Source organism: Zhongshania aliphaticivorans (genome assembly GCF_902705855.1).
GTDB lineage: Bacteria > Pseudomonadota > Gammaproteobacteria > Pseudomonadales > Spongiibacteraceae > Spongiibacter > Spongiibacter aliphaticivorans_B.
The window spans coordinates 362,962-377,990 of the sequence record NZ_CACSIJ010000013.1 but is presented as its reverse complement, the minus strand read 5'-3'; the positions used below and the strand labels follow the sequence as shown (position 1 = coordinate 377,990).

General features: G+C 49.9%; 11 protein-coding genes. 3 read left to right on the top strand and 8 right to left on the bottom strand.

Features of this window, described 5'->3' with window-relative positions:
• Positions 1 to 50: 50 nt before the first annotated feature.
• The 7 genes from GVJ32_RS11355 to GVJ32_RS11325 form a co-directional block, all read right to left on the bottom strand.
• Positions 51 to 1,745 carry an AMP-binding protein gene (locus GVJ32_RS11355; RefSeq protein WP_159240342.1) on the bottom strand — a complete coding sequence of 565 codons (1,695 nt, stop codon included), beginning with the start codon at positions 1,743 to 1,745 and terminating at the stop codon, positions 51 to 53.
• Positions 1,746 to 1,882: 137 nt separating this feature from the next.
• Positions 1,883 to 2,362: a hypothetical protein gene (locus GVJ32_RS11350; RefSeq protein ID WP_159240169.1), complete on the bottom strand. Its 480-nt coding sequence runs from the start codon at positions 2,360 to 2,362 to the stop codon at positions 1,883 to 1,885.
• Between the two features lie 63 nt (positions 2,363 to 2,425).
• Positions 2,426 to 3,415 carry an oligopeptide/dipeptide ABC transporter ATP-binding protein gene (locus GVJ32_RS11345; protein ID WP_159240168.1) on the bottom strand — a complete coding sequence of 330 codons (990 nt, stop codon included), beginning with the start codon at positions 3,413 to 3,415 and terminating at the stop codon, positions 2,426 to 2,428.
• The gene (locus GVJ32_RS11340) at positions 3,412 to 4,425 is read right to left on the bottom strand and encodes an ABC transporter ATP-binding protein (RefSeq protein WP_159240167.1); all 1,014 of its coding nucleotides are present in this window, start codon (positions 4,423 to 4,425) and stop codon (positions 3,412 to 3,414) included. The genes GVJ32_RS11345 and GVJ32_RS11340 overlap by 4 nt, the downstream gene beginning before the upstream one ends.
• Positions 4,422 to 5,729, bottom strand: a complete 1,308-nt coding sequence (locus GVJ32_RS11335) for an ABC transporter permease (protein WP_159240166.1) — start codon at positions 5,727 to 5,729, stop codon at positions 4,422 to 4,424. The genes GVJ32_RS11340 and GVJ32_RS11335 overlap by 4 nt, the downstream gene beginning before the upstream one ends.
• A 13-nt stretch (positions 5,730 to 5,742) precedes the next feature.
• Positions 5,743 to 6,687 (bottom strand): ABC transporter permease, encoded by a 945-nt coding sequence (locus GVJ32_RS11330; RefSeq protein WP_159240165.1) that lies wholly within the window; start codon positions 6,685 to 6,687, stop codon positions 5,743 to 5,745.
• A gap of 2 nt (positions 6,688 to 6,689) precedes the next feature.
• A complete protein-coding gene (locus GVJ32_RS11325; protein ID WP_159240164.1) occupies positions 6,690 to 8,333 on the bottom strand; it encodes a peptide ABC transporter substrate-binding protein in 1,644 nt (547 codons plus the stop codon).
• A gap of 48 nt (positions 8,334 to 8,381) precedes the next feature.
• Between GVJ32_RS11325 and mnmC the strand changes: the two genes are divergently transcribed.
• From mnmC to GVJ32_RS11310, 3 genes are all read left to right on the top strand, one after another.
• Entirely contained in the window at positions 8,382 to 10,445 is a 2,064-nt protein-coding gene (gene mnmC / locus GVJ32_RS11320) for a bifunctional tRNA (5-methylaminomethyl-2-thiouridine)(34)-methyltransferase MnmD/FAD-dependent 5-carboxymethylaminomethyl-2-thiouridine(34) oxidoreductase MnmC (RefSeq protein WP_159240163.1), read from the top strand.
• A gap of 72 nt (positions 10,446 to 10,517) precedes the next feature.
• On the top strand, positions 10,518 to 11,408 hold the full coding sequence (locus tag GVJ32_RS11315) for a glutaminyl-peptide cyclotransferase (RefSeq protein ID WP_159240162.1): 891 nt from the start codon (positions 10,518 to 10,520) through the stop codon (positions 11,406 to 11,408).
• A 90-nt stretch (positions 11,409 to 11,498) separates the two neighbouring features.
• Entirely contained in the window at positions 11,499 to 14,459 is a 2,961-nt protein-coding gene (locus GVJ32_RS11310) for an insulinase family protein (protein ID WP_159240161.1), read from the top strand.
• Positions 14,460 to 14,529: 70 nt separating this feature from the next.
• Here GVJ32_RS11310 and GVJ32_RS11305 read toward each other — a convergent pair whose 3' ends face one another.
• Positions 14,530 to 14,961 (bottom strand): Spy/CpxP family protein refolding chaperone, encoded by a 432-nt coding sequence (locus GVJ32_RS11305; RefSeq protein ID WP_159240160.1) that lies wholly within the window; start codon positions 14,959 to 14,961, stop codon positions 14,530 to 14,532.
• Positions 14,962 to 15,029: the final 68 nt, after the last annotated feature.

Here is a 15,029-nt window from a genome sequence, read left to right as displayed (position 1 = left end):
TATAAATAAAAAAGGCGCCTTAAGGCGCCTTTTTGCTATGAACTGATGATTTACTCAGCTTTGGCGAGCTTGGCAAGCTCCTCGTCTCGAAGTGAACGACGCAATACTTTACCGACATTGGTCTTAGGTAACTCATCACGCACTTCTATGTAACGCGGCATTTTATAGCCGGTTAAGCGTTCACGCAAAAATGCTTTCAATTCGTCTTTATCAATATCGCCTTTTTTAGCGGCAACAAAGATTTTAACTGCCTCACCAGACTTTTCATCAGGCACCCCAATTGCTGCGCATTCTGCAATATTTGGATGCTCGCTAAGTACATCTTCAATTTCATTGGGATAGACGTTAAAGCCTGAAACAATGATCATATCTTTCATGCGATCTACAATCCGCATATAACCATCGTCCTGAACAACAGCAACGTCGCCGGTGTGCAGCCAGCCATTTTTAATGGTTTTTTCAGTTTCATCCGGCCGCTGCCAATACCCCATCATCACCTGCGGGCCGCGCACGCATAGCTCACCGCGCTCGCCAATACCTACATCTTCACCAGCCTCAGTAACAATGCGAATCTCAGTGCCCGGTAAGGCAATACCAATGGTGCCAATCTGATTGGCACCGCCAGGGTTTATAGAAACCACTGGCGAGGTTTCAGTCAGTCCGTAACCTTCGTAAACTTGTGCACCGGTTACTTCCATCCATTCTTTTGCCGCGCCGGCGGTTAGCGCCATTCCGCCAGACAATGTTGCTTTGACTGACGAAAAATCTAATTCTCTAAATTCTGGATGATTACAGAGCTGAACAAATAGCGTGTTAATGCCACTCATACCGCTCCAGCGCCAGCGTTTCATTTCTTTAATCACACTACCCAAATCCCTCGGATTCGGAATAAGCACCGCATGGTTGCCCTGCATCATCACGCAGAATGACAACATGAAGGAATAAATATGGTATAGCGGTAAGGGCGACAAAAAGGTTTCGGTCCCTTCTTTTAGCCCGTAGCTTTCAAACAGTTGCTTGCTCTGCAATACGTTAGCCATCAAATTGCGATGACTAATCATTGCGCCCTTAGACACGCCGGTCGTACCACCGGTGTATTGTAATAAAGCTACATCTTCAGCTGCTGGGTTTGCCGGCGTGTAGCGGCCGCTCTTACCCAAAGCCAAGGCCTTGCGATACGGGACTGCATTTTTAAAACTAACGTCAGGCACCATTTTCTTAACGTATTTAACAGCCTTATTAATTAAGGGCCGTTTGAATCCAGTATGTAAATCAGCAATTTCAGTGACGATCACGGTCTCAATTGGCGTATCTGCAACCACCGCGGCTGCCGCTTCGGCAACATTCGCTAACACCACCAACACTTTGGCACCGGAGTCATTTAACTGATGCTTAAGTTCGCGTTCGCTATACAGCGGGTTGGTGTTAACCACAACCATACCCGCACGAATTGCGCCAAATAGCGCAACGGGGTATTGAAGAGTATTCGGCATTTGCAGGGCAATACGGTCGCCAGCGTGTAGGCTAGTATGATTTTGCAAATAGCAGGCGAATTGAGCAGACAAGACATCCAACTCACGGTAGGTCAAGGTCTTACCCATGCAGGACATCACTGGGCGATCTGCAAACTGCGTAGCGCAGTAGGCAAACATATCGACTAAGTTAGCATATTGACTCAGGTCAACACTGCTCGGTACACCGGCCTTTTCCCGTGCAGCGCTAATTGCTGCTGCGATCTCTTCCATTGCTGACAAAGTAGTCCCCTTTTCATGCCTTGTTGTTATTAATGTCGCGCCTAAACTACTGGCAGTCCAACCACGCATACTAAAAGTGGCAAGCTATCGGTATTTGTACTCACTGTCAACACTAGCATCTTAAACCGCTACACTTCAGCGCTAATTTGCTCCTTCTGACGATACTGCTCAGGATCAATAAACATCAACTGTAAAACCAACTCACCGGCACGTCGCAGATCCGCACCTAAGACCAGCGCATTAAAATCACCATCAATATGACTGATCGCAGGAATATTAAACATCAATTGGCGACCACTATCGTCACTCATTACAATCGGTTCGGCCTCAGCTTTAATCACCTTGGCGATTTCTGCACACAGCATTTGTACTTGTAGCTTAAACGCGCTGAAATTGAGATGCCCGTTAAACTCTTGGGGCATCAATTGCAAGCGTACCCGCAGCTTCGACTTATCTGGCATTGCCATTTCTGTTAAATACAGTTCGCGGCCCGCCTCGAGCTCTTTAAAATAGCGCTTTGCCTCTGTTCTACCCACATCCAAAAGGCAGGTTTTGAATAAATTAACCGCGATAGCGAGCACACTCGGTGCATCTAGATTGACATTCATGATTTAGTTACCTGATTCATCTACAAAACACTTCATCAACATGAAGCAAATTATTCTTTTGAGCTATGGCTGCGCCTGCGAGCCGCCCCCGTCTATATACGCCAAACGATGGCATGCAGCTTCAGTATCTACCACGCTTAGCTGCAACCACGGCGGACTATCGCTACATGCCCTTGTTGCCAACTGGCAGCGCGGTGCGAAGCGACAACCGCTATCGCTTGCAAGTGGTGCCTTGTTGGCTACCGCTTTCACGTCGGCAAGCGAGCGCAACACACGCTCGCGAGGATTTCCATCTAAGTGAGCCGCCAGTAACTTTACCGTATAAGGGTGCCGAGGCGACTCAAAAACTGCTGCGGTCGGGCCAATTTCTACAATTTCCCCCAAGTACATTACCGCAGTACGACTGGCCAAAAAACGCACAACAGCGAGATCATGGGCGATAAACAGCATCGCAGTATTATGTTCCCGCTGTAATTCCTGCAGTAAATTTATAATTTGTGCCTGCACAGACACATCTAATGCCGACACCGGTTCATCGCATATCACCAGCTTGGGTTCTGCGATAAAAGCTCTAGCGATACCAATACGCTGACGTTGTCCACCAGACAACTCGTGGGGATAGCGCTCCCCCGCAGACTGCGGTAAACCGACCCTGTCCAACCAATAAGCGGCCTTGTCACGGGCCTGTTTACCTCGAACTCCAAGGCTCCACAATGGTTCCTGCAAGCTGGCAAGTATTGTCATGCGCGGATTTAAACTAGCGTAACTGTCCTGAAATACCATTTGTACTTTTGTAGACATCGCTCGAAACTGACGCCGGCTATACTGATGCGGCATTTCTTTACCATCGACAAGCAACGTACCGGCGCTCCTAGCCTGTAAACCGGCAATCACCCGTCCCAAAGTTGATTTGCCGGAGCCACTTTCGCCAACCAAGCCCAGCACTTCGCCCGCAGCAATTTGTAAATTAACGCCGTCCACTGCCGCCAAAAGATCATCACCACTTTTGAAATGGCAGCGCAGTTGGCTCACATCTATAAAGGGCGTCGTCATCGGCGACTCCTCCCGATAACAGAGGCATTGGTAAAACCGTCTTTGTCACGCCAGCGCCGAGGGTGATCCTCATGCCAAAGCCAGCATCGTGCTATATGGCTATCACCAACTGACATTGGCGGGGGCGCCTGTTCGCAAACGGCCATGCGCTGCGAACAGCGGGCTGCAAACCCACATCCCGTCGGCGGCTTACGTAAATCCGGAGGGGTGCCAGCAATCGCCTCTAGTGGTCGAGGGTTTTCTAAACTCGGTACCGCACGCTTTAAGGCCTGGGTGTAAGGATGTGCCTCTGTGGTAAAAACTTGAGTCAAGGAGCCCGACTCTACCGTTTGTCCCGCATACATGACTGATACTGAGTCAGCAATTTCAGCGACTACACCTAAGTCATGGGTAATAAAAAGCATCGCAGTGCCGCTTGATTCCCGCATTTCCTGCAGTAAACACAACACTTCCGCCTGTACCGTCACGTCCAAGGCCGTCGTCGGCTCATCCGCAATAAGCAGTTCAGGTTCACACACCACCGCCATCGCAATCATCGCCCGCTGTAGCATCCCACCAGAAAACTCAAAGGGGTATTGCTCAGCGCGCTGAGCAGGGTTGGCAATGGCCAAGCGCTCCAACAGCGCAATTGCACGCTTTTTAGCGTCGCGCCGTGACAGGCCCTTATGTATTCGCAATGGCTCTGCGATTTGCGCGCCAATAGTTTGCGTGGGGTCTAATGCCGTCATCGGATTTTGAAAAATCATGGCGATCTGATTGCCACGTAACTTACGCCAATCGCGTTCAGTTAAGTGTGCCATATCGCGTCCCGCGAACTGCCAATGTTGCGCAGCCGTTTCAGCAGCGTTTGGCATCAAGCCTAACAGGCTCATTGCGGTGACGGATTTTCCGCAACCCGACTCCCCCACCAAAGCGCGGCATTCACCTGGCTGCAAACTCAAAGACACATCCCGGACCGCTTGAACAGAACCAATACTAACCTGCAGTGATTCAAGATTTAACAAACTCATGCGCGCACCACCCCCGAGCGTCGATCAGTGGCATCGCGCAGGGCATCGCCCAGAATATTAAAAGCAAGCACCGACATACTGATCAGCAAGGCCGGCAATAGCAATTGCCGAGGGTGCGACAGCAGCGTTTTAATGCCGTCGTTACACAAAGCGCCCCAAGAGGTAGTTGGCGGCGAAACCCCCATACCGATAAACGACAAGAATGCCTCGGTGAAAATGGCTTGTGGAATAGCAAAACTAAAGGCAACTAAAATCATTGGCAGCACATTGGGAAGCATATGGCGCAGAATTATTTTACTCGTCCCCACCCCCGCAATCCGTGACGCCTCGACAAAAGGCTGACTGCGCAATGCCAACACTTGCCCCCGAATAAGCCTGGCGCTTCCAGGCCAGCTTAACATCAACATCGCGACGATCAGCGGCATAATGCCGTTTTCTCCCGGACCAATTCCAAACGCGACGCGAAATAAAATCATGAATAATAAAAACGGCAGTGCGACCACAAAGTCGACAAAACGCATGGCGAGCTGATCCACCCAGCCCCCCATCAAGCCTGCGATAGCGCCAAAAATACAACCAAAACTAATATAAAGTAAGGGCGCGACCACGCCCACAAACAGGGACGTTCTACCGCCCGCCATCAGTCGCGCTAAAATATCGCGTCCCAAGGCATCGGTGCCTAGTGGGTGCGCAGGAATATCAACCCATTCTTCATTTCCGCCCAGCGGAATCAAACCTTGCAACTGAGCTTCAAACGCTGACATAGCTGGCTCAGGGCGAACTTCCCGCGCAAACAAAAGCAAACCCGTCTCAGCATCTGCGATAGTGTAGCGGTATACTTCGCGACTCAGTTGTAAGCGATCTTGATAGTAGTTATCTCCCGTATCAGCCATCGCTAAGCCTAGGCCTGGCTTATTTGCATCGCCTCGATAGATTCGATAACGCTCAACCCCCGCCAACTTAGGCCAGTGCAAACGCACATACTCGGTATTGGCAGCATGAACCGTTAAACCACGAGGTAAATCGTTCTTTGCCGAGGGACGCCACGCGCCATTGTCAGAAACAATACGCACCGAATAGGCACTACTCGCACCATCTGAAATTTGCGACAGCCATTGTTGCGATGGACTCTGCTTCCACAACAACGGCCCTACCGTCACAAACAGCAGTAAAAACAGCACCATGAGTGCAGACAAAATAACCGTAGGACTAGCCATACTCGGCAAAGGAAGTGGCGCAACCGCCTCCACTTCGTCGGCATCACCCCAGGTTTTTGGCGCAAAACGGAATACTGAAATTGCCATTATATAAACAACCTCATGACCTACCCCGATGTAAACGAATGCGCGGATCAATCAAGCCGTAACTAATATCAACCAAGACCACCACTAAAACCAAGAACGCGCCATAAAACACGGTTGTTCCCATAATGACGGTGTAATCAAGTTGCTGCACTGCCTGCACGAAATATCGTCCAAGCCCCGGAATCGCAAAAATTAATTCAACAACGAAACCGCCCGTAGTAATTGCCGCGATAGTTGGCCCCAGCTCGGTTACCACTGGCAATACCGCGTTTCGCAATTGATGGTGAAAAAACAAACGCCAACCGTGGACGCCTTTGGCTTTGGCGGCGATATTGAAATCGGCGCTGAGCACCTCTAGCATCGATGCACGCATAATACGACTTAGGTAGGCCATCGTGCCCAAACCTAACACCAGTGCCGGCACCCAAATTTGACTTACACTCCCCCAGCCGGCAACAGGTAATAAGGTTTTACCTGCGGCATTATTCATTGCCACAATTACCAGCTGCGCAAGCCCCGCAATAACAAAACCTGGGACTGAAATCGCGGCAATAACGGCAATCATCACCATTCTATCTGGCCAGCGATTACGACAATAAGCGGCAACAGAGCCCGCTGTGATACCCCCTACCAAAGCGATTAAAACAGCGGCGACACCTAAAATAGCGGAGATGGGAAAATGCTCGCGAATAATATCGTTCACACGGCGATTTTCTTGGGTGAAGGAAATACCAAAGTCGCCCTTCAACATATTACCTAGGAATAGACGATATTGATCAAACAGCGGTTTATCTAAACCATAGCGCGCCTCTAACTGCGCCCTCACCGCAGGCGTCATTGCCTTTTCTTGGGTGAGTGGATCACCCGGTACGGCGTGCATCGCAAAAAACGTTGCGGTGGCGATGAACCATATGGTAATCACACCCGACAACAACCTTTTAGCAATAAAATTCAGCATCGCTATTCTTCAATCCATGCGTAACGAAACAGCGGATCGCCACCAAAAATGGAGCGCCGCACTCCTTTTAAGCGCGGATTTTGCACGTAGAGTGCACCGTTTTCATAGGTTGGCAGTATCGGCACGTCTTCAACCACTAAACGCTGTATCTGCGCCATGGCATTAAATCGGGTTCGGGCATCATTGCTCCCTTGGGCCAATCGAATCCAGCGGTCATACAAGGGGTTGTCGTATCGACCACGGTTGTTATCATTCCAAGACGCGAACAGATCTGCAAAAGTCATTATATCGTCGTAGTCTGGCCCCCATGCGGCGGCAACAATATCGAAGTCACCTCGACGCATTTTCTCAAGTCGCTGCTTAAATACTTGCTGGTCGATACGTAGCTCTATTCCTAAACCCTTTTTAAATAAATACTGATAATACTCTGCCTCTTGTAAGGCTCTTGGGCTGTCTCCTGCCAACAACACTAACGGCGGCCATTCGCTTAAACCCAATTCGATCTTAGCTTCTTGCAGATGAGCACGCGCCGCGGCAATGTCTGGGTCAATCCGCATCACAGGGTACTCTTCCCTGAAAGACTTATCGTTGCCTTTAACGGTGACAGGAAAAAGCGAGTACGCTGGCTTAATACCCGGTAAGCCGATAATTTTGTTCACCAATAAATCGGGATCGATTAAGCGTTGAACTGCCTTGCGGAAGGAGTGATTGCCGGTGATACGCCCCTCTCGAAAATTGAACTCAAGAAAAAACAGCGAACCGGTATGAAAATACTCAATATCAAAGCCGCGCTCGACCGCCTCATTCAACAATCCAGTATCAAGCGGTGCGATGGCAATTTGCTGATCGCGAAATAAATTAAACTGCGCACTCGGATCAGCGGTGATATAAGGCATATCAATTTCACTAATTTTAACGGTATCTGCCTGCCAATAATGGCTATTTTTACGTAAGCGCAAATGCGCCCCATGCACCCATTTATCGAGTACATACGCGCCGTTAAATATTAATTTATCGCCGTCTGCAGCGTAGCGACCGCCCCAATGCTCAACCACATCTTCACGCATCGGCAAAAACGTCATAAATGCAGCAAGGCTCAGAAAATACGGACAGGGCTGCCCAAACTCTACCCGCAATTCATAATCTGAAACGGCAACAACACCAAGTTCAGCCGCCGGCAATTTGCCGCTATTTACCGCCTCAGCATTTTTAATAGGATAAAAAATAAACGCATACTGCGATGCCGTACTCGGTTTAAGTGCATGCTGCCATGCGAACACAAAGTCATGTGCGGTAACAGGCTTACCGTCGCTCCAGCGAGCTGACTCTCGCAGCCAAAAACTAGCACCGTTGGCGTCTAACTCCCAGCGCTCTGCCACACCCGGCGCCAATTCGCCGTCCGCACCGTATACCAGTAAGCCTTCCATTATATGCGCTAGCACAAAGCTGGCGATGGTATCGGTGGCAACCGCACTATTTAAGGTAGGGGGCTCTGTCGCCAAGGCAAGCGTGACCTTGGCGTTTTCGGCATCAACTGCCTGCGCGTATACGGGAACGCTAGCACTTAAGCAAAATAAAAAAGTCACTAGCCATCGAGATTGCCCTGAAAGCACCCGCGCGAATCGACTAGCCAAGGATTTCGCCATGTTCACTGCTACAATACATCCCTCTTTAATTCTGACATTACTATTATAATGGCCGACAGTTCTCACCACAGTCCCTACTCTCTCGACGTCGCCAACATCGTTTGGGGCGAAGACGGCAGCCCAAGAGCTGGTATTTACGGAGACATCTATTTCAGCCAAGAAAGCGGAATTGACGAAAGCCGCCATGTATTTTTATCTCATAATCAACTAGCTGAACGCTGGCAAGCGCTAGACCCTAACACCGCAGGACAATTCACCATCGTCGAAACCGGATTCGGTACCGGACTAAATTTTTTACTTACTTGGCAACTTTGGCAAACACTAGCACCAGCCAGCTGGCGGCTGCACTATGTTTCCGTCGAGAAACATCCACTGCGCCCGCAGGACTTACAAAGAGCACACGCTTTGTGGCCAGAGTTAAACTCATTAGCGTCTATACTACAGTACAATTATCCGCCGCTGTTATCTGGACAGCACCGTAGAATGTTGAATAGTGCACAAGTTTGCCTAGATTTACTATTCGGCGACGCGCTCGATTGCCTGCCTGCGCTTCTCGACTCCCCAAACAGCGCAAACCCAAGCTCACAGTCCCCCTCGCTAGGCAGCGTCGCCACGGTGGACGCGTGGTTCCTCGACGGATTCTCACCTGCCAGCAATCCTGAAATGTGGCACGACACCTTATTCAGCTGTATGAGCGCGTTAAGCAAAGTCGGAGCAAGTTTCGCCACATTTACCTCGGCAGGTTTCGTTAAACGTGGCCTCCGCGCACAGGGCTTCCATGTTGAGAAAGTTACGGGGTATGGCCGTAAACGTGAGATGTTACGAGGCACATTCACCGGCGAGGTAGCACTTGATGCACCCCTGCCGCTTAGTGTTGCCGTCCCGTGGCATCGCCCCAGCGTGCAAACACCCATTAAGCATGTAGTGATTGTCGGCGCGGGGCTAGCGGGATGCAGCACAGCGGCGGCCCTAGTCAAACGCGGCTTACAGGTCACTGTAATAGATCGAGACATCCCCGCCAGCGGCGCCTCCGGCAATCCGCAGGGAGTCTTATATACCAAGCTCTCGCCCACACCTGGCGAGTTAAATGTATTTACCCTGCATAGCTTTTTGTTCTCACTACCCTATTACCGCGAACGCTTAAGCGCAGGCAGTATTCAAGGAGAACTGTGCGGGGTTTTACAACTTGCAAACTCAGAGAAGGATGCAGCTCAATTTGATCAGTTACAGGAAACATTCAAGGAACAGAATTGGCTGCAATTTAAACAAGGGAGCGAACTTCAAGAAATAAGCGGTATACCAATTAGCGGTCGCGGCTATTACTACCCTGAAGCGGGCTGGCTCTCTCCGCCCAGTATTTGCAGCGCAGATTTAGATCATCCCGATATTCATCTTGTTTCGCACTGCGAAGCTATCTCGCTTGTTGATGACGCTGAGACATGGCATATAAAAGATAACAGCGGAAACATAATCGCCAGTGGCGATGCCATTATCATTGCCAACAGCAACGATGCGAAACAGTTCCCTCAGACAAAGCATCTACCGCTTAAACCCATTCGCGGTCAGCTCAGCTATATTGAACCGTCTGCGCTAAATTTTGAGCCGAAATGCGTAATTTGCCACGACGGCTACTTAGCCCCCGCCATAAACGGTAGCCTATGCATCGGCGCGAGCTTTAATTTGCGCGATTCCAATATCGACTTGCAGGATCGCGATCACGACTGGAATCTAGCACAACTAGAGACCCTATCCCCTGCATTACTGAATCATCCCGTCACTATTACCGGTGGCCGTGCGTCTCTGCGCTGTAGCAGCGCCGACTACCTACCACTCGTAGGTGCAGCCCCCATCGTAGACGATTTCAAGACTAGCTATGCCGCCCTAGGTAAAGACGCCCGACACCACATCAACATTCCAGCGAGCAACTATCGCAATGTATACGTCAATGTCGGCCATGGGTCGCGGGGGCTTACCTCAACACCATTGTGTGCCGAATTATTAGCGAGCTATCTCTGCGATGAGATTCGGCCACTTCCCCGTCACCTCTGCGAAAGCCTATCTCCTGCGCGCTTTCTCATCCGAAGGCTCATCAGAAATCAGCCCTTAGATTAAAATCAGGGGCCCTACGCGCGAAATGGGTTTTATGGCAGACTCTTACATCACCACCTAATTAAGATAACAGCAATGACAGAAACTGGTTTAAACGCGCTAGCTAGTGCCACACATGCAATACATCGCGCTCGGCAGCACCTAGCCAAAAGCCTAACAAGACATTTTTTTGCTGTCGCGCTACTCGCCTTGGGGAGTGGTGCCGCCGCTGACGACACGCCCTACCAATTACAAAACACCTACCCGCACGAACCCGCTTTGTTCACTCAAGGCCTAGAGCTATATCAAGGCAAACTTTATGAAAGTAGCGGCCTTTACGGCCACTCTAAAATTATCGCTCGCAAATTCCCTCCGTCAGCAACAGACAGCATTACTGGCACGGCCTTACCCGCCAATATTTTTGCTGAAGGCATCAGCCAATACCGCGGCAAACTCTATATGCTGACATGGCGAGCGGGACGAGGACTGATTATCGACCCCCAACATTTTAAATTACTGGGCGTCTTTCCCTACCAAGGTCAGGGCTGGGGTCTGTGCGCTAGTATTGTCGAAGGGCGAGCCGATCACTTTGTGATGAGCAATGGCAGCGACCAATTGCAGCGCCTAGCTGCTGACAGCATGAAGCTGCTTAGCACCGTCACCGTAAAGGAAAACGGAAAAGCCATAGATAATTTGAACGAATTGGAGTGCCTAGGCGACTACGTAATCGCAAATCAGTGGCATACCAACAATCTACTTATTATTGACGGACGAAGTGGCGAGGTATTAAAAAAGCTCGATCTCAGCGCCTTGGCCGCCGCTGCAAACAAAACAAGCCCACTCGCGCCGGAAGCGGTATTAAATGGCGTCGCCTACGACGCCGACGACGATAGCTGGTTAGTAACCGGCAAGTTGTGGCCGAGCATCTTCCGCATCAAATTCGCTTTACCAGCACTACCGGTTCAATCCTCGCCAAGCCGGCCATAGTAATAATGCAATTACGGCCCGCAGGCCCTAGAATACCAACCGTGAGATCTCAGCATAACGTTACTTCTTCGCCAAACATATGGATTACGCATGACTCAAGTCGACACCACCGCGCAAACAACCGTCAACCCCACTGCATTTCCCAGCTTTGAATTACTTAGCAACGAAGTCGTACCCGCACTTGGTGTGAGCATCGCGGAATACCGTCACAGTAAAACCGGCGCAAGCCATTACCATATTGCCAGTGATAATCCAGAAAACGTATTTTTAGTAGCCTTGCGCACCGTGCCAAAAGACTCAACCGGCGTAGCCCACATACTAGAACACACAGCCTTATGTGGCAGCGAGAAATACCCGGTTCGCGACCCGTTCTTCATGATGATTCGGCGTTCGTTAAACAGCTTTATGAACGCCTTTACCAGCTCAGACTGGACTGCCTACCCCTTTGCCAGTAGCAACCGCAAAGACTTTGAAAACCTGCTACAAGTCTATTTAGACGCGGTGTTTTTCTCTCGTCTGCATCCACTAGATTTTGCTCAAGAAGGACACCGCTTAGAATTTAAAGACCCCAAAGACCCCAATTCAGAATTGGAATTTAAGGGCGTTGTATTTAATGAAATGAAAGGGGCCATGAGCTCCGTCCCCAGTCAGCTTTGGCAAACTCTGTGCAAATATTTATTCCCAAGCACTACCTACCACTACAATAGCGGCGGTGACCCAGAAGCCATTCCCGATTTAAGCTACGAGCAGCTTCAAACTTTCTATAAAAGCCATTACCACCCTAGCAACGCCATTTTCATGACCTTCGGCAACATACCTGCCGCTGAGCATCAAGCGCGTTTTGAAGAGCTAGCTCTAAACCGGTTTGAAGCTCTAAACAACCATATTGCCGTTGGCGACGAAAAGCGCTACCACGCGCCACTGCGTGTTCAAGAAAGCTATCCGCTACCTGCGTCAGAAGATACAAACAACAAAACCCATATTGTTGTCGCGTGGCTATTAGGTAAAAGCACCGAACTTGAAACCCAGCTAGAAGCACAGCTACTTGCCGGTGTACTCCTCGACAATAGCGCCAGCCCTCTGATGCACGCGCTAGAAACAACATCGCTAGGCAGCGCGCCCTCGCCCATGTGCGGACTTGAAGATTCCATGCGTGAAATGGTTTTCGCCTGCGGCGTAGAAGGCAGTAACGTTGGCAGTACTGACGATGTCCAAAACTTGATACTCGACACCTTGAAAAACGTCGCTGACAACGGCGTAGCAGCTGAAGATGTTGATGCAGTTTTACATCAGCTTGAATTACGCCAACGTGAAATCGGTGGCGATGGCTACCCCTATGGCTTACAACTAATTTTAACCGCACTAGACAGTGCGACCCATCGTGGCAAACCCATTGAATTACTCAATTTAGATCCCGCGCTACAAGCTATTAGAGCCAAAACAGCAAGCCCTGACTACATCAAGAGACTCGCGCAAAACCTACTCGACAATCCACATCGCGTCACTTTGGTCATGGCTCCTGACCAACAAATCCAGAGCCGTGCCGAGCAAGCAGAAAAAGATCGCCTAAGTTCATTAAAAGACGCACTTAGCGATGAGCAAAGGCAGCACATTATAGATCAGGCTGCAGCCTTGGCTGAGCGCCAAACAATGGAAGAAGATGATTCCATTCTTCCTAAAGTCACCCTACAGGACGTGCCACTCGATACCCCGGCGCTGCACTTTGACACCGCGCAATTTGGTAATCTGCCGTATACAAAATACGGTCGTGGCACCAATGGCTTGGTATATCAGCAACTTTTAGTCAGCCTACCCGAACTCACCGAGCACGAGCTTTCACTGCTTTCAATTTACACCCTAGTCGCCACCGAGCTAGGCCTTGGTGAACAGAGCTATTTACAAGTACAGGCCCGTCAAGCGCAGGTATGTGGCGGCATTAGCACCTATACCACCATGCGCGGCGGTATAGACAATGAACAAGACATTCAAGCCTATTTAGTGCTGTCATCAAAAGCATTGCTACGAAATGCCAATAACCAAGCCAAGCTTATGCGAGATACCCTCGAGCACCTCCGCTTTGACGAGCACGAGCGTCTTAAAGAACTCATTGCCCAACTTAAAGGGCGGCGCGAATCGGCAATCACCGGCAATGGCCATGGCCTAGCCATGAGCGCAGCCAGTGCCGGCATGAGCCCCATCGCCAAGGTTAACGAAGAACTCGGTGGTTTAAGTGGTATCAGGTTATTAAAGCAGCTCGCCACACGCATAGAAGACGCAGAATCACTGGCGAGCCTTGCCGATGATCTCGCGGGAATACACCAAAAAATATTGGCGAGTAGCAAAGAGCTACTTATTATTGCCGAAGACGATCAGCTCCAAGAATTATGTGCTGAGCTCGCACCAATATGGCAGGATTTTAACGCCGATCCCTCTAAAGCATTTGAACTGCCGGCACTGCGAAGCGTAAAAAAGGAATTTTGGCTGGCTAATTCACAGGTTAATTTCTGCGCCAAAGCCTATCCCACCGTGCCCTCTGGCCACCCCGATGCACCAATACTCACCGTATTTGCCGTCTATTTACGCAATGGCTACTTACACCGCGCCATCCGTGAACAAGGCGGTGCCTACGGCGGCGGCGCCTCGCAAGACTCAAATATTGCGGCATTCCGCTTTTACTCTTACCGAGACCCACGCTTACAAGAAACACTAGATGATTTCGACAAATCCATTACATGGATGCTTAATACAGCTGTATCTGCCCAAGGTTTAGAAGAAGCGATTTTAGGTGTGGTAGGCAGTATTGATAAACCAGGCTCCCCTGCCGGTGAAGCCAAACAAGACTATCACAGCAATATATTTGGTCGCACAATCGCGGAGCGCCGCCAATTTCGGCAGCGGGTACTTGCCGTATCAGCCGAAGATTTAATTCGCGTCTGTGAGCACTATTTTACAAATGCAGATGCGAGCGTCGCTATTGTTAGTAATGAATCAAAAGCCGAGGCACTCGGTGAATGGATTGCGCAGCAAGGCCTATCAATACAACGCTTGTAAGCTTTGTTAATAGCCATAAAAAAGGGTGGCCTATGTTTATAGGCCACCCTTTTCTGATAATCGCTATACGCTATTTGCCGTTCATTATAGCCGAAGCTTCTAGGGCTTCGGCACGCATCTTGTTGTAAGCCTGTTTTTGATCTTTATCCAACAAGCCATAGAAGCCACGCTGAGTATTCAACAGCGCCGCGGTATGCTCAGCGGACAAACGCCCCGCCTCACGGCTTAAACGCTTAACATCCGCATCGCCAAGTCTCGCTAAATTCACACGACGGATGCTTTCTTGTGCAGCCACAAGACCATCACGAATCACCGCAGCTTCTTTAGCGTAATTTTCGAGTAAGGCCTTTATTTGTAATTGCTGATCATTCGTTAACTTCAGCTGCTCTGTTAGTGTTTCTAAACGTGCGCCACCGAAGGCGGCATCCTGAGCAAAAACAGGTGTGCTAGCGAAACCCGCCAAGGCTGCACTTAACAAAACAATAGAACTAAATTTTTTCATAACTTCCCCACAAACATAACAACACAAGTAGTACTGAGACGAGAGCTCAACTTAACGCCACGAACGAC

Coding starts and splice junctions, on each gene's coding strand:
- GVJ32_RS11355 (WP_159240342.1), bottom strand. CDS start 1,745: ATGGAAGAGATCGCAGCAGCAATTAGCGCTGCACGGGAAAAGGCCGGT.
- GVJ32_RS11350 (WP_159240169.1), bottom strand. CDS start 2,362: ATGAATGTCAATCTAGATGCACCGAGTGTGCTCGCTATCGCGGTTAAT.
- GVJ32_RS11345 (WP_159240168.1), bottom strand. CDS start 3,415: ATGACGACGCCCTTTATAGATGTGAGCCAACTGCGCTGCCATTTCAAA.
- GVJ32_RS11340 (WP_159240167.1), bottom strand. CDS start 4,425: ATGAGTTTGTTAAATCTTGAATCACTGCAGGTTAGTATTGGTTCTGTT.
- GVJ32_RS11335 (WP_159240166.1), bottom strand. CDS start 5,729: ATGGCAATTTCAGTATTCCGTTTTGCGCCAAAAACCTGGGGTGATGCC.
- GVJ32_RS11330 (WP_159240165.1), bottom strand. CDS start 6,687: ATGCTGAATTTTATTGCTAAAAGGTTGTTGTCGGGTGTGATTACCATA.
- GVJ32_RS11325 (WP_159240164.1), bottom strand. CDS start 8,333: ATGGCGAAATCCTTGGCTAGTCGATTCGCGCGGGTGCTTTCAGGGCAA.
- mnmC (WP_159240163.1), top strand. CDS start 8,382: ATGGCCGACAGTTCTCACCACAGTCCCTACTCTCTCGACGTCGCCAAC.
- GVJ32_RS11315 (WP_159240162.1), top strand. CDS start 10,518: ATGACAGAAACTGGTTTAAACGCGCTAGCTAGTGCCACACATGCAATA.
- GVJ32_RS11310 (WP_159240161.1), top strand. CDS start 11,499: ATGACTCAAGTCGACACCACCGCGCAAACAACCGTCAACCCCACTGCA.
- GVJ32_RS11305 (WP_159240160.1), bottom strand. CDS start 14,961: ATGAAAAAATTTAGTTCTATTGTTTTGTTAAGTGCAGCCTTGGCGGGT.